Here is a 19,744-nt window from a genome sequence, read left to right as displayed (position 1 = left end):
ACTAGCGCTTTTGCAAGATCATGTTGGCAATCTTCACCTCCGCTAAATCAGTTCGACCAGTAGCAACAGACTTGGCAAAATCGGCTTTTGCACCAGCGGCATCTTGGGCCTGAACTTTGACCATCCCAACATAGAACCAGACCACTGCGGTGGGATAATCGTCTGTCGCATCAACAATGCTGGCATCGACTCGATCCTCGCTGGCATGCCCCGTGATGTAGTCGATGAGAGTAATGAACCACGGCGAAAGCGGGGCACCGCCGGTCCGGTAATGACGGATGAGTTCATCATCTGCAGCGGCACGGTCGGCGCGCAACTGAAGCCTGCATAGCCACAGATGCAGCGGAGCATGAGGTATTCCACCTTTGGGAATGCCATTTTCCAGAGCTTGTTCAAGATCCGTGGCAGCGTTTTTCCACTCACCTAAAACAAGACGAATTTTTCCGCGATAAGACAGTGCCATCTTGTCAGAAGGATTCAACTTTAGGGCAAGCTCAACATCTGCTAGAGCTGCCTCACTATTGCCAGAAATGAAGTGGGTAATACCGCGTTCCCGCACAAAAACTGGATCCTGTGGGTTAAGAGCCGCCGCCTGGGTGGAGGCTGCAATGGAGAGTTCCCATTGCTTGAGCTGACGTTGAACATAGGCAATATGATGCCAGACTTCAGCGTGGAATGCAGCGTCGGCAGGATTGGCTGCAATGATACCTTGAAAAGCTTCGATGGCTTGATTCCACTGCTGCAAATCTATCAGGGTGGTGCCGCGTTTGAAACGAAAATGCAGGTTGTCGGGATTGCTTTTGAGATAATGATCAAAGTCGGCCAATGCCTCCTTGTGACGCCCCAATTGGGCCAAAGAAACCGCGCGATATTGGTAAATGTCAATCCCTTTGGGCGTGAGTTCGATATAGCGATCAATGTATTCAATGGCTTTGGCTGGCTGTCCAAGATTGACGTGGATCAAGCCTAAACTCGCGAACGCTCTCCCGAAGTTCGGATCTTGCGAGATCGCTCGATGATAGCAATGAATGGCGAAGCGCGGGCATCCTGCGCGTTCGTAGGCCATTCCTCGTGCCCGCCACAGGGAAGCGTTGAGATGTTTTCCGGGAAGCAGTTTCTCAAAATCTGCAATCGCGCCACTATGATCGCCCATATCAACTTTCATCCCGCCTCGCGCGCCCAAAGATTTGATGTGATCAGGATAGACTTTAAGCGCACGAGTAAATCCCTTGATGGCGTCCTCCGCTTTGCCTTCTTGCACGAGCTTAAGGGATTGTTCAAAAATCAGGTCCGCTTGAATCATATCAGATTCGGGCGTCTGCACAGTTTTTTCAGTAGCCACGTCATCTGGAATAAAAATTCCCGCAGAGGAACTAAGACGGACTGCGAACAATGAATCGACACCACCGGGCAAACTTGTGATGTTGCATACATAGCTGCCGGAGACAGGGCTGTGAAGCATGTGCCATTGCACGCGCGCACTCTTTCCATCTGGCGAAGGAGTTAACAACAAAAGCACACCGGAACTGCGGGGCTTGATGGTGGCACTCACCAAATAATCTTCATCTTCAATGAGCCGTCCAACTCGCTCGTTTCCCAACAGTTCAATGGCCTCCCCGAAGCCAGTCTCCAGATTGATGTCGAGCACAAAGCGCATAAGTTCGCTGCTTTTGTATTCGGGCACGAAAGGTTCTGGCGTAAGTTTGAGCTTTTTGACTTTGGGTGGATTGGCAAAAAATTCCGCTCTGCGACCAATGAAATGATTCCCCTTCTTATCCCTCTTGTAAATAGAAAGCGTTTCCAAGGCAGGCCCAGTGAAAATGGCAAGCCGTCCATCAAGCATCAATGCATAACCTTTATTTTCGCCGCCAGCTTCATAATTCCAAGTGACTTGCAGGATGTCAGAGGAGTCAACTGAATCAACACGAATACGTCCAAGATGTCCTTTATCACCAGTAGACATCTTGGATTCAATGATGTCCATTTCCATTAACACACCAGGAATCGACTGGGCAGGAAGTAAGGTGGGCAGAAAGGCGAATGCAATGCAAAGCAGCAGAACAGTTTTCATAAAACAATAAGGTTGGTGATTGGGTTCGTTGTATCTATCAAAATATCGTGAATCATGGGAAATCTTGGTTCTTAAATTTACATCGCCATGGGATCAAACCGATCCCATTGTTCTTCTGTTCCGTTAAAAAACACCAGACACCCCGGCCTCAGTCCATACACGCCGGGTTCCGACAACTTCCAGATCTCGCCATGATATCTCACTCTGGCGTGACAGCCTTGCATCACGACCAACCAGCCTGGAAAGCAATCTCCCAATCTACGCATCATCCTCGAAATACCCCCCCACTTCCCCTTTCGCAGCAAAATAAACACCCCGGCTACCGCAACCATTGGCGGAATCAACATCCCCATCTCCCCGAACCACCAAACGCACAAAACAAACACCCCGCCCACCGAGAGAATTACTCCCATCCACGCTATCGCCAGCACCAACCCATCCGCCAGCGTAACCAGGCCACGCCAGCCGGGCCCAAGTCGAAACAGATAGAAATTGCCGGAATGCCTCATAACCTAATTCAGCACCTTCGCCCCCTCTGATTGTTCAAAAACCTGCGCCGCCAATGTGATCTCTGCCACTTTCGGCGAACCAATGTTCACCGACACCAAATTACTAAGGAGGAACTTCTTCCGTCTCGCCTGATAAAACTCACACCAAGGGATAAAGATCGGCTCATGGCCAAATCCAAACAAATGCCCCGGACGAAGGAACATTCCATCCTCATTTGTTACCGCACAGAGAGAACCCCGATAAGAAATCAGACCGATATTGCCAGACAGACCAGGCCATACTTTTCCCTGTGGCGGCGCATGGCCTCCATATAGCTTCGCCAGCCGCCTCCAGCCACTTAGCCAGCTGCTCATCCAAACGACAAACACCCAAAACATCCCAAAACACCCGATGGCGATAAATGGAATGAACACAATCAACCAAACAGGCGGCGAATTATTTGAGACGTCAGCGTTCATATCATCAATATCAGTTTAAATGGATTCATGCACTACCGGCCTGGAGAACCTCCGCTGGGTTGGGTCATATTCAATCACCCAAAAATCTTCCCCCCCACCCCCAATCAACAGCGGCCTGGAACGCCAACCTTGAAACCCTTGCCGCGTCGCCAGCGATTTCGGAAAAAATTGCATACGGATCCACTTCCCTCCGTCCCGCTCAAAGACCATCATCTGACAATAAGAAGCCTCCCACTTCCCTAACAGGAACGCATACTGGTTTCTCCGCCTGTCATCCTGCGTGCTACTTAGCAACGCCGCCACATGCTCCCTACCCTGTTCGTGAAGAACAGCAACTTCAACCCGTCCCAGCCCTCCGCTTCCCACCAAAGCCCAATCTTTCTTTACTGACACGCAACCACCCAAACACCACAGTATCACCGACAAGCACATCGCCAAGGGAAGCGCACGCGCCCTCTTGTGCTCGGAGCCGACGCCACCGCCTTCGACCTTCAGCTCCAATTCCCTCAACTGCGTCAACATCATGCTCATAAATAAATCCTCACACACTTCCCACCCACCAGCGATACGACAGCACCACAATCACCGCCATACCGATCACAAACACACTCCATTGAAACCCCTCCAAACAAGGAAGTCGCCACACAAACCACCCGACTATGCTCCAGCAAAAAAACAATCCGATCACCAACGCTGCATTGGTCCACGCCAGGCGATACTCAGTCGTTTTCGTTTTGCCCTCCACTCCGAGCATCGGCACACTCACCAAGGATTTCGTTGTCATGATCAATGCCCTCGGACGATCCCCAAAAACCGACATCTTCAGTTTCAACTCAGCGAGATTTCGGCCTGCCCCCCTCGCCGCCGCGAACAACTCCTTATCACACGCCAGCTGGCGTGTGCTCCCGTCCTCAAACTCAACGGTCACCCGGTGCGACAGTTGCTTGGACGTATAAAACCGGGTTGAAGCTCCCCAAGTCTCCACCAAATCCCGATCCACCAACTTCACCGGCACCTCCTTGGTGGGCGCAGCCAGAGCGACCATCTCAAACAAAGGGTGCATGCCGAGCAGGACAAACACACCAATGATCAAGGTGATGAAAATCGACATCCACACGGAACAAGGACGACTGGACGTTTTCTTCTGCTTTTTCATGGTTCCAACAATGGTTTTCCTGTTTCATCTATCTCCAACCTCAGCTTCGCTGCCTGATAAGTCGCGCTCGATTCCTTGCTGACTTCCATCGCGTTCCTAAATTGAGCAAACGCGCCATCCCGATCCCCTTCAATCCACATTTTCATCCCCATGTAATAGTGGGTATCATGAAAGAGCGGGTCTTGTAACTTTGGCAAACTTCGCTTTGCAAACTCCTCCTCCTCCATTTTGCCCACCAGATAATTCCCAATCTTCAACATCCACGGATCATATTTTTCATTGGCAGGTGGAGGTGTCTTAAGCTCTTTCAGCAAAACTTTTTTTGCCGCCTGCCCATCGCCAAGCTCACTGCGCATCAAAAACATCTCGAACCGCGCCCTCCAACGCAGGGAGGAATTCTGGGCTTCAATGGTTATCCCCTCGCAAAACTTCATCGCTTCCTTGACCTCTCCGAACCCATGCAAAAACCTTGCCAGCATCAACCGCCTCGCATGATTATCCTGGTTCTTCTCCAACTCCTGCCTGACCTGCCCCACGGTTGCCATCACTTCGTCCCCCGGTTGCTGCGCCAACAAGCAGTCCCAACTCAACATCAGCACCACCACGCTCATCATGCTTTGAATGCGTCGCTTCATGATTCCGATCCCCCTGATGGCGACTGAGTATCACGTTGAAATTTCATCCATTTCCCGTCCCGGCCTTTCAGGGTAAGAACATTTGCGTCAATACCCCACTCAGCTACGTTGCTGATTCTCGAACCAATCTCCCCTGGCAAGGGGATCCAAGGTTTGGTGGCAAGTTCCTGGATTTGTATGCGCCATCCTGAAATTTTCCAAATCCCTTGAAATCGACCTTCTCCCATGCTCACCACCAGCGCCTTGTCGGGACCGACAAAGTTCAACATGCAGGGCAAATCACCCGTCACCGGCATCTCCGAATCTCCCCAGTCGATTAGCTTCCACGGACTGCGGGACAGGTCAGCCACATTGAGGTTATGCTGCACGCGCTCCTCCCAATACTCCTCCACGCGTTCCCCCGGCCTCTCCTTGCAAGAGATCAACCCCAGACATGTTGCCGTGAATATCATCCATTTCAACAACGTGATCTTCATCCCCAAAGCTCCTTTCTTCGAATGGTGCGAAATACCGAAAGACACAACACCCCCATGCCCGAGGCCAATGCGCTGAGATACAACGCCACAAAATTCTGCCCTTGCACTTTTGGGTCCAACACCGCCGTGTCGGGTTGCAGCGGATCATAATACACTTTCGTCTGCTGCCCCGGTCGATACTTTGCCACCACTGCCGCTGTTTCTTTTTTAAATGGCGAACCTATCCCAAGATAAACGTTGTTCCCCGAATAACTCACCCCATCGACTTCATAGCGATAACCCACTTCAGGAAAATACGAAGAACTTATGCCCAGCCTCCCGGAAGCATCCACTCCGCTGCCCACCCTCGAATACTCAATCATTCCGATGGTCGTCGGCCACCCCATCGCAGGACTGGCGTTGAGATACTCGTAAGCCGCCAATCCAAAGACTGGCACCCCAGCAATCGCCAGAATACATCCCGTGATCAACCAATTCCTTCCCTTTGAATATTCCAAAGGGAAGGAACGAGGACGCTTGCGTTGATTCGGCATGCTTTCCTTTTCTTTTGAAAATCAATTATTCCTTGCTGATGTAGGCAAACTTATCGACGACCTCGTCAAACAACTCATCATTCGACGCCTGGATCACAAACAGCCAGTTGCCGTTCTGCCACCCATAAATGCGCCCTGTCTTGCCGCTGCCTTTCAAGCTCCAAACGCCGTTGAATTTGCCGCTCGAACGACTGCCAAACTCCTCCAACCCCGGCACCACCGTTCCCTTCACATACTCATCCAACGCCGCCTGATCCTTGCACTGCAACACCGTCAGCTTCGCCCCGGCGCCATAACTTGCCGCCACTCCCTGATAACGTGAAGCATCCAGCTCCAGCTTCTTGCCATCAACGGCCACTCCGCCAATCTCGGCAGGCAGAATCTCTTTGTAAGTCTCCTTGCCGGATGGAGGAGGAACATCCGTCTTGTATCCACCTCCACAGGATGTCAGAAACAAGGCTGGGAGCAGGACGAGTAATAAATGACTTATTTTCATATTTATGGTTGGGATGAATGTTGATGATGCTTAAACTTCGCTGTTCTGATAATAATGGGCAAGACTTTTGGCTTGTTCCTCCTCACCAGCTGGGACCAGCAATTTAAAAATCGATGACATTTTCGAAGCCGGATTGTTTGGAGAACTCTGGATCAGTCGGAACGTCAGCCAACCACGACCGATGCCCCGATCAAAATCGTCAATGCACAGGCGCATGCCTTTGCCGTATGCCATCACCGGGATGAACTCCCCGGGCCGGTAGAATCCCTCACGCGTAAAAATTACCTCGGCAACCATCTCCCGTGTCAGCCTGGGCTTCACTCCGGTCATAAAATGGGCGGGCACCGACAACAACACCCCCAACCCAAGACCAATCCCCAGACCTATGCCCACTGCCTTCAAGGGCAGCATCCAATCGCCCTTGACCACCGCTCCGATCACCCCAAGAATCAATGCCCCCAATCCCAATCCAATGACCGGCAACCAGAACAGGAACTTGACCTTTCCCTCCCGTTGTCCCTCATCAATGGTGATCATCATCTGCGCTTCACCCTTTTCATAAGTCCACCTGGCAAAATACTCTCCGCGTCGAATGGCCGCGAACTCCCGCTTCGCCCGCCAATCCACGACGAGATTGAAGATCACCCCCAACATCATCAGACAGGCCAGCATATACAGCGGCATGGGCGTTTCCCCGCGCGGAATAAACCCCTGACTGCGCAAGAATTCCACCACAAGCCCCAGCCCCACAAAGAACCCCTTTAACCCGAGCCAGCCCCAAATCATCCCCCCCGCCACGGTCACCATCGGATGATTCAACGGCACCATCTTCAGCTTCGGATCGCCGATGGATCCATGGATCAATTCACCAGCACGATCCAGCACCTTGCTGATCGGCGCCTTTTCCAGGGCCACCTGCCAGGCACCATCTGAAAAACGTTCACTTCTTCCCCAGCCTGTCAAAATGGACTTCACCTCATTCAGGCTTGCTTCATCTAGACCTTCCAGCGAAGTTCCATGGGCAGCAGGGTCATAGCCCGGATGATTCCAAGGCGGCAAATTCAACGCCCGAAAAAACTCTCCCACCGCCACAGGATACTCCGGCGCGCCCGCCTTCCAGACAATCGCCTCCTTCGCTCCCAACGCCGCATCAAAGCGAGCCCGAAGCGCTGCCAAATCATTCATGTCTGGATCACGATTTTGCATCATTCAATTACTCGGATTCGCTGTCTCGAAACACTCCTCCGGTCGCACCCTGCAACACCTCGTAAACGGACTTTCTCGCATTCGTCACCAGATCACCCGCCAGATCATGCTGCCTGGAAATTGCATTCATCCGCTTACCCAATTGTTGGTTCGATGCCTTTGCCTTTGTGACACAAATAATTTGGTTTAAGTTCCGATCGATCAGCCATGCCCTAATGTCCACCAACCCCGGATCCACCTTTCCCGCAGCAAGCGCCACCCCCGACTTGTAATGAGTGACCTCCACCACCGCGAGATAACGTAGCCTCATCACCCGTTTCAATCCAAGAACGTCATCCTCCGACAAACCAAGCCACTCGTCCTCAGAAAGCCCGGCCAGCTCAAGACAGGCCAGCATGGGCCCCGGAAACTTCAGGTTAAGCCGACCATACACCGGTTGAATTTTTCCTTTTGCGCCAAGATGATCCAGCAACACCACGGCCGAGTTGGTCTCATCTGGTTTGTCCGGAATGAAGACCGGAGGCAGTTCAACCTTTGCACTCAAAGGCGTTTCCGCATCGGGACGAAGCAACGCAAGTTCATTCAACTCCGACCGATACTCTTCATAGTCCCTCCGTAGATCTTCCATGCTTTGAGCCGTTCCGCTTGCCGCCAGTCCCAACAGCAGTGCCATTGACACAGCCCATCGTTTTGAAGATGATCGCGATGCCATCATGGATTCATGGCTTGGGGTTCAAGGTCCACCGCTGTCTTCCATTGCACCCTCGCAATGCGCACAACATTCCACAATGCCACCACCACCGGACCGAACAGCATGTGATAGTCCTTGTAACTCTTCAGATCCTCATCAGTAAAAAAGATTCTTGCAAGCACTCCCACACAAGCACATCCCAACAGCAGCATCAGCATCAAGAACCACCCCAGCCGCCGTCGTCGATACCAACGTTGCGGAGCAAAAATGCTCACCATCAAAAATACACAACAAACAGGCAGAAGCATGAACGCATAGACCATCAGGTTTGCAGGCCTTGGCTGCATCATATTGCGCACCGACATGTAAACCAACACCGGCATCAAAATTACCGCATGCCAGGTAAACCACAATTGCACCAGGACCCGCACGATCGTGCCGGTGGACAAAGAACCCTGCGGCTTTTTCAAATGTTCTATCCCTTCGCTCATCGAAACCTCCGCACCTCCCCGCTGCGTCCCACCAACCACCCAAGGCCAAAGATCCCCAATATGATCGCCAGATACAACCATCGAACTCCCCTGGAGTCCTTCAGCGCAACAGGAGCACGTTTGCTTTTTCTGGAAGTCATCACTTAAATTGAATACAAAAACGATAGCCAACTACCTCGACCAACACGTCATTTTCTGGCGTCATCCAGATAAATCATGAGGCGCTTCAACAGCGCATCCGCCCCAAACGACGCCTCATAAACCATCCCGCCCAATCGAAAATTCCCAATCACCTCCTCCTCATCTTCACTCGCCACTTCAAATGCTCCAAACATTGCGGTCAACGCACGCGCATCGGTTTCCGGTGTCAATAACTGGCCAATCGGTTCGATCCACGGTCTCGCATAAGTGACCTGCATTTCAGGATCATCCAGATCGTCTTCCGATATCATGAAAGTAATAAACTCCAATGATCCTTGCGAGCATTGCAAGATCAAACCCAACTCAGGATAAGTAAACTCGAACGCGTGCTCGCCCAGCTCCAGGAAATTGTCGCAAGGCCCGAACACCACCAGCTCATTCACCGATGCGCCAGGAGACACTCGGTTGACCTGACCAAGCTCCGTGTGCCACACCAACTTCAGAGGCGCGGTCAATGGCGGAAACTCCCGCGTCGGATTGTCCGGCACCGGATTGAATAAATTGGAAAAGAATCCCATAACACTCAAAAGTTAGGCCCTCAAAACGTCAGCGTCGCACCCGAACGGATATACCATCTGCCTCCCTCACGCCGGATCAGCTTCACCACCCTTGGTCTCACCGACTGCACCCCGTCCTTGTCAAAGAGCCGCACGTTCACCACCACTTCCTCCTCTTTTGAAAAAGCGGTCTTCAATGGTTTCTCCGCATCGCCGAAGAAAGACTCGAGCCCGTCATCCGTCCCCCCCTTGATCACCTTGACCTCTCCGATCTCGAAAGGTTCCGCATGCACATGAATCTGCTCAATTCCCTTCTGCTGAACCTCCCAGTTGTAACGCAACCCATGAATCTGCGGCTCCACCTTGCGCAGCTCGGGATCAATGCACTCGAGATGAAGATCAAAGTTCTTCTCCTTCAACGCCGTGATATAAATTTCCAGCAATTGCTTTGGCTCCACATCATCCGGCACCGAATTCACTGAATAAGTGATCCGTTTTGCCATGTCCTCCTCGCCCGCAAAAACCGCCCCGGCTTTTGCATCCGCCCGCCATTCCACCAGCACCACACCCGGAATATAAATAACTTCAGGACTCACCGCCCATCCCATGTAGGCTTCCTTGATGTCCGCCGCACTCCCGCCCGGGGCCAGCAGCTCCGGACCATCCACGCTCCCCACAAAGGTCCACTTGGGCGGAAGGTTCTGCTGCACCAATCCGCGATAGCGGCCCAGTGCTTCAAACAACTGATTGAACCGCGGGCCCGAACCATTGACCCAATAATGTCCCTGAGCCGCCGACCCCACCCCGACCCAGTTCACCCCTGCACTGACAAACAAATCCTGCTCATAAGGCACATCCGCCAGCACCACACGCCGACCTGACAATCCATCGGGCCCCTCCTCAAGCGGGTCAGCCGTCGGAAAGATTTTCTCCACCAGCAACCCGTCATCTCCAAGTTCCTTTTGCAATACCTCCCACCGCGCCTTGCCCGCTGCGGCCACCACCTCCGCCAGCTTGGCACCTCGTTGACGGTAGGCAAGCATCTCGGGCGTGAATTGAAACCGCTCACCCTTGGCGCTGCGGTAAATTTCCTTCGCCTTCGCGACCAGCTCCTGCACCTTTACATCATCCGGGTAACGCTCCGCAATCTGCTGAACCTCGCGAAACGAACGCTGGTCGCCTTCACTTAGCTCAAACGGCAGCCCCGCGTGCTGCTTCGATTTCGTCACGACCTTGTCCAGTTCGTATCTCGCCCGGGATAACTCCGCAGACGGCGCACTCTCAGCACCATTCAACCCAAGCGGCAGCCCCGACATCAAAGCCGCCAGACAAAAAATAACAATGGACCATTTCATAACAACAACAACAACGTCAGACTATCATCAGCCACCCACCTTTTTCAGCGCGTTCGCCTCCTTGATCTGTAAATCAATCGCAGCCAGCTCATCCTTCTGTTTTTTGTCCAGCGCCGCCCTCTCACGCGCATACCAGCCGGACCTGATCGACGCCTTCTCCCTGGCCGCACCCGCCTTTTTGAACTCCATCTCCTTCTCCACCCCTTGCAGTTCGAACCGCCACTGGGCAAGCTGCTTCTGATCCACATCTGCCGAGGCAATCTGATCCAGCAGTTTCTCTTTCTTCGATTCGAGCGGCTCCAATGCCTTCTCCATGGCCTCCGTGACATCATCCTCCTTCTCCCACAACGCCCGCTTCAACCTGCCGTCCTGCACCGGATGTTCCGCCTCGGTCAGGATGTCCCTGCGCTCCTCGTTGTTCATGATCACCTCCAACCGCTTCTGATGAATCTCGCCACTCCTGCGGTCCGTCAACTCCCGGCACGCATCATGAACCCGCTTGGCAAAATCGCTCAACGCCTCATCGGCGGTTCCAACTCCCACCATCACCCTGGCAATCGTTTTGGGCCCCACCACGGTCAACGCCGTCCCCACCTCTGAGTTCGCAAATGGAATCACCACCTCGTTAAAATACACCTTGGCATTCTCCAATAACGGACCATTCACCGCCCTCCACTTCTCCACCGCCTTCCGATACGCATCGAGATTTTTTTCTACCATCGCGTCCATCTTTTTCTCCACCTCATGAAACGCACCTCGCCCATCTGGATCGATCTTCTCGTTCACCAGTCGATCCAGCATGCGGCGATACGCTTCCAATTCCCGCTCCTGCTCCGTCGCATAACGCACCTTGTTGCGCGACAGACTGTCCGCCATCCGAAACATCGCCTTCTCGGTCGCGGTGATCCGGTTCATCCAGTTCATCACAAACGAGGTGCCCATGTTCATCAGTCCCCAGGACTCCGCCACCTCACTCAGTTCCGTCTTGCTCAGTTCATGGAATTCCCTGACCTCCTCCATCACCTTGGCGCCATCGTTGACATCCTTCACTCCATCCGTGAGTTGCTTGATCTGATGGTCAACGTTCTTTTTCATCGACTCAAACATGGTCTCGATCTCCAGCTCGCTGCGCTTCGTGTCCATCTCCACAATATCCAAAAACTCGAGAAGCTTCTCATTCGCGGCCGCCACCGCACCGCCCGCCACTTCCATGCGTTCCCAGGCAATCTCCTCGTCATCCCACCACTTCTGCAACGCCGGGGTAATGTGCTTGTCATCACGCAGCCCTTGCAACAACGACTGCGCATCCCGACATGCCGAGCGCCAGTTGCCCGCCCCCTGTCCCCGGTTGAGAATCACCAACAGCTTCGCCAGCGAGGCCTTCGATTCGGCCACATATTCCTGAACCGCCTTTTTTTGCCCGGCGTTTAACGAACTCATGTCGGCCGGTTCCGCGGCCTGACTGACCGTCATGGCACAAAACGACAACAACCCCCATCCAAGACACAAAACCCGGAGATCAAAAGGAAACACATATCTCATACCATTTACCTCCCACCAAGAAAGAACATTCCTATCGCCATCGCCAGGATCAAGCCGATCAACAACCCCAGCACCAGCACAAAGATCTTGCCCGATCCCCCACCTTCATCGTCCCTGACCGGAGCCACCCTCACCTCCACATCCGGGATCACCGCCAGGGTGAAAAACGTGTTGAACATGCCCCGCTTCACCTGATGCCTCGCCTGCAAGGGAAGACGCTGCGGCGCTTGTGGAATGATCCACGCCGAAGACGTCACCTCCAGCACCCCACTCAATTTTGCACCATCCTCAACCGGCTCTACTGTGAAGTCGAAGTGCATCGGAATGCTTCCCTGACGGATTTTGTAAATCTCCGTGCGTTGTCCAGCTGGTGCGATTGTCGTTCTCATGAGTCCGCTTATTCCTCCACGAACTTTAGCGAGTGAATGATCTGCATCCCGACTCCTTTCGAACTCAAATCCTCCACCGACTTCACCTCGCTCAAGTTCTTGTCCGCCATCAGAAAACCCATCGCGCCGCCATCCTTGGTGGGATGAAGGATGGCGATGGCCTTGACCAGATAGTCCGGGCCTCCAGCGGGGGCTGACATCTCAATGTGCATCACTGCCGCATCATAAGAACCCACTTTGGTGAGATAGACCTCGAGTTCGCGGGCATTCTCGAATCCATTCGTGAACATCGGAAATGCTGCCTTCTTCAGCAAATTCACCGCCGCCTTGACCCGTTCCTCGGCTGCCCCCTGTTTCAAGCGGAGCGGACCAAAACGCAAAATCTCCACCGCCTTCTTTTCCTCCGCGTCCGGCAGCGTGATACGAATCAACTCTGGCGCGCCCGACTTCTTTCCCCCTGGAAGAAAACGCAAACCTTTATCCTTCGGAACGATCACCTTGAATGGCGCACTCGGTGGATTGTTCTCATACTTGGTGGTGAACGCCTCATCGACCGTCAACAGACTTCCCGAAAAAGCTCCCTCTACCTTCACGGAACCAAGAATACCGCTCGCCGCAAAATCCCCCACTTTTTCCTCTTTAAACGGAACCGTCGCAACGGGATCATCCAAATTCACTGACTGAGAATGAGCGAGAGAGGTCATGCTTAGGAGCGTAAAAACAACACAAAGGGAACTGGATTTCATATGCAGGGATTGGGGGCTGATGGATCGATCTTACAAAATGCCAGCAATTCGATCATGGCTGGGCGATTGCCTGGGGGAAGACTAAGTTACCAAAATTGATGCCGTTGCCGGTGGCGGTGTTAGGGGAGGTGATGGCCCCTGGATCGACGGCCACGGCACCCGTGTCGAAACCAAAATTGGTGTTGTCCATGGCAGAATTGCCGGAGAAGTCCCCGGAGAAGGTGCCATTAACCGAGAGCCTGACGCCGGAGTCAGCATTGTTGTTGGCCGTGTTGCTGGTGATGGACCCGGAGAGGTTGCCAGTGCCAAGGTTTACACTGAGGCCGATTTCGGTGTTCAAGTTGGTCGTGTTGCTGGACACGGTGCCAGTGCTGTTCCCCACGATAACATTCAAATTGATGCCGGAACCTTCGTTTTCATTGGATGTGTTGCCGATGATGGACCCGGAAAAGTTCCCATTTTGCAGGAGCAGTGTAGTTCCACCAATCAAGTTGCGATTGGTGATGTTGTCAGAAATCGCACCGGAAAAATCCCCGGTTCCAACTGAAGTGATGTAGATGCCATAAAGCTGCGAATTTGCCAGGGAGGCACCGGCGGTATTTCCAGAAATGATACCGGCAAAATCTCCGGCAAAAAGGGAGACATTGATGCCGAAAGTATCATTTCCGTTGGCGGTGTTGTTGGTGATACGACCTCCGGCACCGAAGTCACCGTCAAACAAAGCAAGATTGATCCCTATTCCGCCGCTTTCGTTGACAGTGTTATCAGAGATGGTGCCGTTGAAGTCGCCGACAGCCGTTGCGATATTTAAACCCACCCGGTTGTTCATAGCCATGTTGCCGGTGATGGAACCGTTGATGTTGCCGTCGGTGAGTCGGAGGAAGATGCCATCATTGTTGTCCTCGACCGTGTTGTTGGCGACGAGGCCGGTAAAGTCACCCTGGCGGCTCTCCATTTGAATGCCGCTCAAATCGTTGCCAATGGCGGTGTTGTTGATGATGGAGCCTCCAAAGTTGCCATTGCCGCGCTGCTCAATGAAGATGCCGTGCCCGTTGTTGCCGCTGGAGTTGTTGTCGGCAGTATAACCCTGGTAAAGACCGCTGATGTAGGTTTGGATGCCGTTCTCCAGGTTTTGAGCCGAGGTATTGCCGATGATCGAGCCGGTGAGGTCGCCGGCGTCGATTTCGAGGTAGATGCCATCGTTCACGTTTCGCTGCACGATGTTCGAAGCAATCACGCCCGCGAAGTCGCCGGAATCGAGTTCAATGTTGAGCCCAAATCTGCCGTTCAGGTTGGCGGCGTTGTTGGTGATGCTGCCGACAAAGTCGCCGGTTCCGTCCTGATAATAAACAAGACCGTCGCCGCCATTCAAGTTGGTGATGTTATCGTCGATAACGACCGTGAAGTTGCCATTTTGCAGGTCGATGTCGATTCCGGTGGCGTTGGAGTTGGCGGAGTTGTTGATGATGTTGGCGTTGACGTCGGCGCCGAAAAAATCCAACTCCAGGCCGGTGCCGCCGGTCTGGTTGAAGACATTGTCGGCGACGAGGATCTGGTGGCCGCCAGGGAGGTTGCCGCCCAGGTAGGCGCCATTCCCGATAACAATATCGTGGATGTTGTTGGTGGTGATGGCGACTTGATTGATGTTGTTGAGGTGAATGCCATCGCCGTCGGCGGCACTGAAGCCACCGGGGATATTCACGGAAGTGGTCAGGCTGCTGTCGTAACCATCCATGATTTCATAACCGTGGATTTCAACCGAGGGGGTGGTCGATGCTGAGATGAAGTCAGCGGCGTTTGCTGCGAAGCCACCGGAAACAGTGGGCGTATCGCCAGTTCCAAAGCTGCCGCCGATGGGGCTGACGATGGGAATCAAGGAACTGGTGAACTTGATGCTCGAACTGATGGTGACGTGGTCATCATATTTGCCGCCCCCATGCGCTCCGTCACCTTGGGTGTAGACGGTCCAAATTTTCTGGTCAACAGCGGAGTTAGTGGCCGCCAGATCAGCGCCGGATTGGATATCGAAGAAGGGATTCTCCGCCGTGCCGTCGCCGTTGGGAGGGGAAGCTTCCTGGATGCCGTTGCCGACATCTCCGCCGTTGTTCACGAAGATGATGTCTTCCTTGATCGTGATGCGTCCCTCACCTTCACTCACCACCCGCCGGACCACCGCCGTGCGCGTGCTGCTCGTCTGGCTAACCTCTTGATCAACATCAACGCTGCGCGATGTCTTGATCGCCGCATTCTGCCTCGCCACCGGTTCAGCCAATCTCTCCGCCAGATGGCGCCGCCGTGACTTGAACGCATCCTTCCAATCCTTGCCAAGCGGTATCTGCAAGCCCACACCCGCCACCCAGTCGCTGCCGGTTAATCCTTCATCATCATACCACGTTGCTGTCAGCACCAGCGCCGGCACCGGGCGCACCTCAATGCCGAACTTCCAACCTTCCGTATTGCCGCTCCCACCGCGCTGTGGTCCGAAAGGCTGATTGTCAAAACTGTAGTAACCGGCAATCAACGAAACATCCAGATACTGATCCACCCCGGGAACCAGCATGGCCGCCTCAATGTCCCAGCCTTCCATGCCTTCTTCAAACAACGAGGTGATGGTTTTCACCGTCGTCTTGGTCGTGGTGGTGCGCGTGCTGGTCACCGCCGTGGAGGTCAGATAGGCATCCTGCTGAATGGTGTTTCCCGTCGCAAACGGATCTCCCAATGGCGCGGCGTCCTGCTCCATACGGGTGCTGCTGCTACGGCTTTGTGAAGTGAATTTCTCCGTCGAACTCGTGCGTTCCGCCAGCTTCTGACCGCTGCTGAATGGCAGATAATAATTGCCCCGCAACTCAAGATAGCGCGAGCCGATCTCCGCACCGATGCCCAATTGCCAGAAGTCGTTGTCAAACTGGGTGCGCAAGTTGTCCACAAACACATTGGCACCCACATAAAAACCTTCGGTGAGGAATCCGGCACGATCATTCGACTTCAATGCCCCGATCGGCTGATCATTAAAAAGATAGCGCCAACCCAACCCAAGTGACGTCGCCAGCTCGCCCTGTTCACCCAACGAAACATAAGGACTCAGGAACACCGTGCCTCCGCCAAGGGTGCCATCCATGCCAATCGAACTCCAGATCGGCACCACAAATGAAATGTTGCCCTCCGTGTAAACATCACTGGTTTTCACCCCAGTATTGAATGTGCCAAAATACATCGGGTGATACTCATTGACCGGGTCCGTCAAAGGAGCTTTCGCGACGGAACCCGCCCCAACGGGACCCGTTACCGACAGCATGGCCGCTGCACTGAGGGCGGCAACACAACGATGAAAAAACAAAGGTTTTGTGAGGTTCATGATGGTAGAGTTTTTGGGAAACTGAAGGTGAAATTGAGGAGCAACCAGACAAGAGTCGTTTCTTGAGAGCGGGCGTGGTGACCACGTCCACCCAGGGGATCAGCAACAGCGAAAACCATGTGGTCTGTCAGTTGAATTTCACAAGAATTCCCTCCCTTCAGCACAATCTTACAAAGTTTTTTACGGCAGAGGGGTTAAGATCGCCGAGCCCGCTGGAGATTCGAAATCGAACACCGTGTTTCCGGTGGCCGTATTTGGCCCGGTCACCGCTCCAGCCCCCAACCCAAGTATTGCCCCAGTGCTGAAGCCGACATCATTCAAGTTGGAGGAGTTTCCACTGGCTGTTCCCGTGAAGCCACCGGAGACATTGATCCGAAACCCAACACCAAGGTTGTTGTTGGAGACGTTGTTCTGAGTGTCGCCAGCCCACATTCCGTCGATATTAACAACAATGCCACCTCCACCATTAATGTTCTGAGTGTTGTTGTTGTTCGCAATGTTGTCCGAAAAGCTCCCGACAAAATTACTCCCGACATTTGCAGTGAGGAAGAAACCCGCAATCCCGTTCCCGGTAGAGGTATTTTGCGTAATGTTTCCCGTGATTCCGTTGCCGCCTGTATTGATTACCAATCCCACACTATCTGAGTTGTCCAAGGTTTGATTCATGGAAAAGTTACCCTCAATTCCATCGAATGACAGGACGCTGATACCGCCAACCCTGTTTCCGTTGGCGATATTGGAAACCACGTCACCCTTAAACGACCCTTGGGCAACAATACCAATTCCATCGCCTGACAAGATGTTATTGGAACGGTTTCCGATGACATTTCCCTCAAAATCGCCCGACAACATCCCTCCACCGTCAAATATGGTGATGCTTAGGCCCCGGAAGGCATTGTCACTGGTGTCGTTGTTAATCACGTTGCCCTTGAAATCGGCCGCTGACACAACGATTCCCTGCCCCCCTCCTGCCCCGTTCCCAGTAACCACGTTGTCGGAAAGATCACCGTGAAACCTTTCTCCCAGGCTCAGCCCTATGCCAGTGCTCCCGTTGTTGCTCATGTTGTTCCCGACAACGTTGCCGTAAAGATTTAGAGCATCCATACTCAGCGAGATCCCAACGTCGTCTCCAGTGGCCGAGTTGTATGACAAGTTCCCAATGAAATCACCGTCAGACCCCAAGGTTAGCAAAAATGACCCTGCATAATTGTTCAATCCCGAATTGTTAACAAAGTCTCCCGTGTAGTTTCCTGTCAAATAAACCAACATGCCCACCGTGAAGTCACTGTTCGTGACTTCGTTAAATGCCATCGAGCCAGTAAACTGATTGGCCAGCACCTGAATTCCTGCCCGATCGTTGGAATCCGCCACATTCCCAATCACGCCCGCTGTCATCGAACCCAGCACCTCGAAATTCAGACCTGAAGCACCGTTGTTGCTGGCCGAATTCTCTACTACAGACCCAATAAAATCACCTCCGACAAAACTGTAGAAACCATCGTCCTCATTGTCGCTCACAGTGTTTCCAACAATGTTCGCAATCAAGTCGCGACCGACACCAACATTGATTCCGTTGGCCCCGTTGTCCGAAACGTTATTGTCGACAAACCAACCATTCAGTCCCCCTTCAATATCAAGATCCACTCCGTCGTCCCCGTTGCCGGTGATCGTGTTGTTCACAAAACTCATGAAATTGATGTCGGAACCATAAGTGTCAATTTCAATGCCGTTTTCATCAACGGTGTCCACAATCCTGTTGTCCTCAAAGAGCGCTTCAAGCACATCCTGATGATACAATTGCACCCCGTCGTCCTCCGCTTCCGCAATGATGTTGTCGACAATCTCAACCCGGTCCACATCGCGGAGATGGATGCCATCCCCGGCAGCCTGAGCCACTACCGAAGGATGGGGCGGAGACATGCTGTCATCGTCGTATCCACCCTGTATCTCGTAACCTGAAATCCCCACAAAAGTCGACGGGGACGAACCCGCTACAAACAACGAGGCGTCTCCGGCAAAGCCACCAAACACCGTTGGTCGATCACCCGTTCCAAAGCTTCCCCCGATCGGACTCACAATCGACGTGGCCGAACTGATGAAGGCGGTGCTGCTGCCAATGCTCACGCTCTCTCCATAACCAATGCCCCCATGAGCACCTGCGCCCTGGGTGTAGACCGTCCAAGTCTTCTGGTTGTCCACGTGGTTGGTCGCTGCCAGATCCGCCCCCTTCTGGATGGTTTCGAACGGTTGTTCCGCTGTCCCATCCCCCGTGATGTCACTCCCTGTCTGGATGCCATTGCCCACATCACCACCGTTGTTCACAAAAACGATGTCTTCCTTGATCGTGATGCGTCCCTGACCTTCACTCACCACCCGCCGAACCACCGCCGTGCGCGTGCTGCTCGTCTGGCTGACCTCTTGATCAACATCGACACTGCGCGATGTCTTGATCGCCGCATTCTGCCTCGCCACTGGTTCAGCCAATCTCTCCGCCAAATGACGCCGCCGTGACTTGAACGCATCCTTCCAATCCTTGCCAAGCGGTATCTGCAAGCCCACACCCGCTACCCAGTCGCTGCCGGTCAATCCTTCATCATCATACCACGTTGCTGTCAGCACCAGCGCCGGCACCGGGCGAACCTCAATCCCAAGCTTCCAACCTTCCGTGTTGCCACTCCCACCGCGCTGGGGCCCGAAAGGCTGATTGTCAAAACTGTAGTAACCGGCAATCAACGAAACATCCAGATACTGATCCACCCCGGGAACCAGCATCGCCGCCTCAATATCCCAGCCTTCCATGCCTTCTTCAAACAACGAGGTGATGGTTTTCACCGTCGTCTTGGTCGTGGTGGTGCGCGTGCTGGTCACCGCCGTGGAGGTCAGATAGGCATCCTGCTGAATGGTGTTTCCCGTCGCAAACGGATCTCCCAATGGCG

Annotated in this window: 18 protein-coding genes; all 18 read right to left on the bottom strand. The window is 53.4% G+C overall.

Annotated elements, in window-relative coordinates; translation table 11 throughout:
- Window position 1: 1 nt before the first annotated feature.
- On the bottom strand, window positions 2-2,071 hold the full coding sequence (locus FEM03_RS20785) for a tetratricopeptide repeat protein (protein WP_138088235.1): 2,070 nt from the start codon (window positions 2,069-2,071) through the stop codon (window positions 2-4).
- 77 nt (window positions 2,072-2,148) lie between these two features.
- Window positions 2,149-2,580 (bottom strand): hypothetical protein, encoded by a 432-nt coding sequence (locus tag FEM03_RS20780; protein WP_138088234.1) that lies wholly within the window; start codon window positions 2,578-2,580, stop codon window positions 2,149-2,151.
- Window positions 2,581-2,583: 3 nt separating this feature from the next.
- The gene (locus FEM03_RS20775; protein ID WP_138088233.1) at window positions 2,584-3,039 is read right to left on the bottom strand and encodes a hypothetical protein; all 456 of its coding nucleotides are present in this window, start codon (window positions 3,037-3,039) and stop codon (window positions 2,584-2,586) included.
- Window positions 3,040-3,580: 541 nt separating this feature from the next.
- Window positions 3,581-4,195, bottom strand: a complete 615-nt coding sequence (locus tag FEM03_RS20765; RefSeq protein ID WP_138088231.1) for a hypothetical protein — start codon at window positions 4,193-4,195, stop codon at window positions 3,581-3,583.
- A complete protein-coding gene (locus FEM03_RS20760) occupies window positions 4,192-4,830 on the bottom strand; it encodes a hypothetical protein (RefSeq protein WP_138088230.1) in 639 nt (212 codons plus the stop codon). Before FEM03_RS20760 ends, FEM03_RS20765 begins: the two co-directional genes overlap by 4 nt.
- A complete protein-coding gene (locus FEM03_RS20755) occupies window positions 4,827-5,306 on the bottom strand; it encodes an META domain-containing protein (protein ID WP_138088229.1) in 480 nt (159 codons plus the stop codon). Before FEM03_RS20755 ends, FEM03_RS20760 begins: the two co-directional genes overlap by 4 nt.
- Window positions 5,303-5,803, bottom strand: a complete 501-nt coding sequence (locus FEM03_RS20750) for a DUF3592 domain-containing protein (protein WP_166443037.1) — start codon at window positions 5,801-5,803, stop codon at window positions 5,303-5,305. Before FEM03_RS20750 ends, FEM03_RS20755 begins: the two co-directional genes overlap by 4 nt.
- 61 nt (window positions 5,804-5,864) lie before the next feature.
- Window positions 5,865-6,296, bottom strand: a complete 432-nt coding sequence (locus tag FEM03_RS20745; protein WP_138088227.1) for a hypothetical protein — start codon at window positions 6,294-6,296, stop codon at window positions 5,865-5,867.
- A 69-nt stretch (window positions 6,297-6,365) separates the two neighbouring features.
- Entirely contained in the window at window positions 6,366-7,544 is a 1,179-nt protein-coding gene (locus FEM03_RS20740) for a DUF6508 domain-containing protein (RefSeq protein WP_138088226.1), read from the bottom strand.
- Window positions 7,545-7,548: 4 nt separating this feature from the next.
- Window positions 7,549-8,256, bottom strand: coding sequence for a hypothetical protein (locus tag FEM03_RS20735; protein ID WP_138088225.1), 708 nt, complete (start codon window positions 8,254-8,256; stop codon window positions 7,549-7,551).
- On the bottom strand, window positions 8,253-8,894 hold the full coding sequence (locus FEM03_RS20730) for a hypothetical protein (RefSeq protein ID WP_138088224.1): 642 nt from the start codon (window positions 8,892-8,894) through the stop codon (window positions 8,253-8,255). The genes FEM03_RS20735 and FEM03_RS20730 overlap by 4 nt, the downstream gene beginning before the upstream one ends.
- 17 nt (window positions 8,895-8,911) lie before the next feature.
- On the bottom strand, window positions 8,912-9,442 hold the full coding sequence (locus FEM03_RS20725; RefSeq protein WP_138088223.1) for a hypothetical protein: 531 nt from the start codon (window positions 9,440-9,442) through the stop codon (window positions 8,912-8,914).
- A 20-nt stretch (window positions 9,443-9,462) separates the two neighbouring features.
- Window positions 9,463-10,776 (bottom strand): hypothetical protein, encoded by a 1,314-nt coding sequence (locus FEM03_RS20720; RefSeq protein WP_138088222.1) that lies wholly within the window; start codon window positions 10,774-10,776, stop codon window positions 9,463-9,465.
- A gap of 27 nt (window positions 10,777-10,803) precedes the next feature.
- A complete protein-coding gene (locus tag FEM03_RS20715; RefSeq protein WP_138088221.1) occupies window positions 10,804-12,216 on the bottom strand; it encodes a hypothetical protein in 1,413 nt (470 codons plus the stop codon).
- 107 nt (window positions 12,217-12,323) lie between these two features.
- Window positions 12,324-12,707: a hypothetical protein gene (locus tag FEM03_RS20710; protein ID WP_138088220.1), complete on the bottom strand. Its 384-nt coding sequence runs from the start codon at window positions 12,705-12,707 to the stop codon at window positions 12,324-12,326.
- 8 nt (window positions 12,708-12,715) lie between these two features.
- Window positions 12,716-13,411, bottom strand: coding sequence for a hypothetical protein (locus FEM03_RS20705; protein WP_138088219.1), 696 nt, complete (start codon window positions 13,409-13,411; stop codon window positions 12,716-12,718).
- A gap of 94 nt (window positions 13,412-13,505) precedes the next feature.
- Window positions 13,506-16,808: an inverse autotransporter beta domain-containing protein gene (locus tag FEM03_RS20700; RefSeq protein ID WP_138088218.1), complete on the bottom strand. Its 3,303-nt coding sequence runs from the start codon at window positions 16,806-16,808 to the stop codon at window positions 13,506-13,508.
- A gap of 180 nt (window positions 16,809-16,988) precedes the next feature.
- Window positions 16,989-19,541, bottom strand: a complete 2,553-nt coding sequence (locus tag FEM03_RS20695; protein ID WP_206171095.1) for a beta strand repeat-containing protein — start codon at window positions 19,539-19,541, stop codon at window positions 16,989-16,991.
- Between the last annotated feature and the right edge of the window lie 203 nt (window positions 19,542-19,744).

The sequence above is a fragment of the Phragmitibacter flavus genome (assembly GCF_005780165.1).
Classification (GTDB): Bacteria; Verrucomicrobiota; Verrucomicrobiia; order Verrucomicrobiales; family Verrucomicrobiaceae; genus Phragmitibacter; species Phragmitibacter flavus.
Note: the sequence above shows the minus strand (reverse complement) of the source record. Positions and strands in the feature narration are given on the sequence as shown.

What these genes read in the sequence shown, in the direction of transcription:
- FEM03_RS20785 (WP_138088235.1), bottom strand. Translation starts at nt 2,071, where the DNA reads ATGAAAACTGTTCTGCTGCTTTGCATTGCATTCGCCTTTCTGCCCACC.
- FEM03_RS20780 (WP_138088234.1), bottom strand. Translation starts at nt 2,580, where the DNA reads ATGAGGCATTCCGGCAATTTCTATCTGTTTCGACTTGGGCCCGGCTGG.
- FEM03_RS20775 (WP_138088233.1), bottom strand. Translation starts at nt 3,039, where the DNA reads ATGAACGCTGACGTCTCAAATAATTCGCCGCCTGTTTGGTTGATTGTG.
- FEM03_RS20765 (WP_138088231.1), bottom strand. Translation starts at nt 4,195, where the DNA reads ATGAAAAAGCAGAAGAAAACGTCCAGTCGTCCTTGTTCCGTGTGGATG.
- FEM03_RS20760 (WP_138088230.1), bottom strand. Translation starts at nt 4,830, where the DNA reads ATGAAGCGACGCATTCAAAGCATGATGAGCGTGGTGGTGCTGATGTTG.
- FEM03_RS20755 (WP_138088229.1), bottom strand. Translation starts at nt 5,306, where the DNA reads ATGAAGATCACGTTGTTGAAATGGATGATATTCACGGCAACATGTCTG.
- FEM03_RS20740 (WP_138088226.1), bottom strand. Translation starts at nt 7,544, where the DNA reads ATGATGCAAAATCGTGATCCAGACATGAATGATTTGGCAGCGCTTCGG.
- FEM03_RS20735 (WP_138088225.1), bottom strand. Translation starts at nt 8,256, where the DNA reads ATGATGGCATCGCGATCATCTTCAAAACGATGGGCTGTGTCAATGGCA.
- FEM03_RS20725 (WP_138088223.1), bottom strand. Translation starts at nt 9,442, where the DNA reads ATGGGATTCTTTTCCAATTTATTCAATCCGGTGCCGGACAATCCGACG.
- FEM03_RS20720 (WP_138088222.1), bottom strand. Translation starts at nt 10,776, where the DNA reads ATGAAATGGTCCATTGTTATTTTTTGTCTGGCGGCTTTGATGTCGGGG.
- FEM03_RS20715 (WP_138088221.1), bottom strand. Translation starts at nt 12,216, where the DNA reads ATGAGTTCGTTAAACGCCGGGCAAAAAAAGGCGGTTCAGGAATATGTG.
- FEM03_RS20710 (WP_138088220.1), bottom strand. Translation starts at nt 12,707, where the DNA reads ATGAGAACGACAATCGCACCAGCTGGACAACGCACGGAGATTTACAAA.
- FEM03_RS20705 (WP_138088219.1), bottom strand. Translation starts at nt 13,411, where the DNA reads ATGACCTCTCTCGCTCATTCTCAGTCAGTGAATTTGGATGATCCCGTT.
- FEM03_RS20700 (WP_138088218.1), bottom strand. Translation starts at nt 16,808, where the DNA reads ATGAACCTCACAAAACCTTTGTTTTTTCATCGTTGTGTTGCCGCCCTC.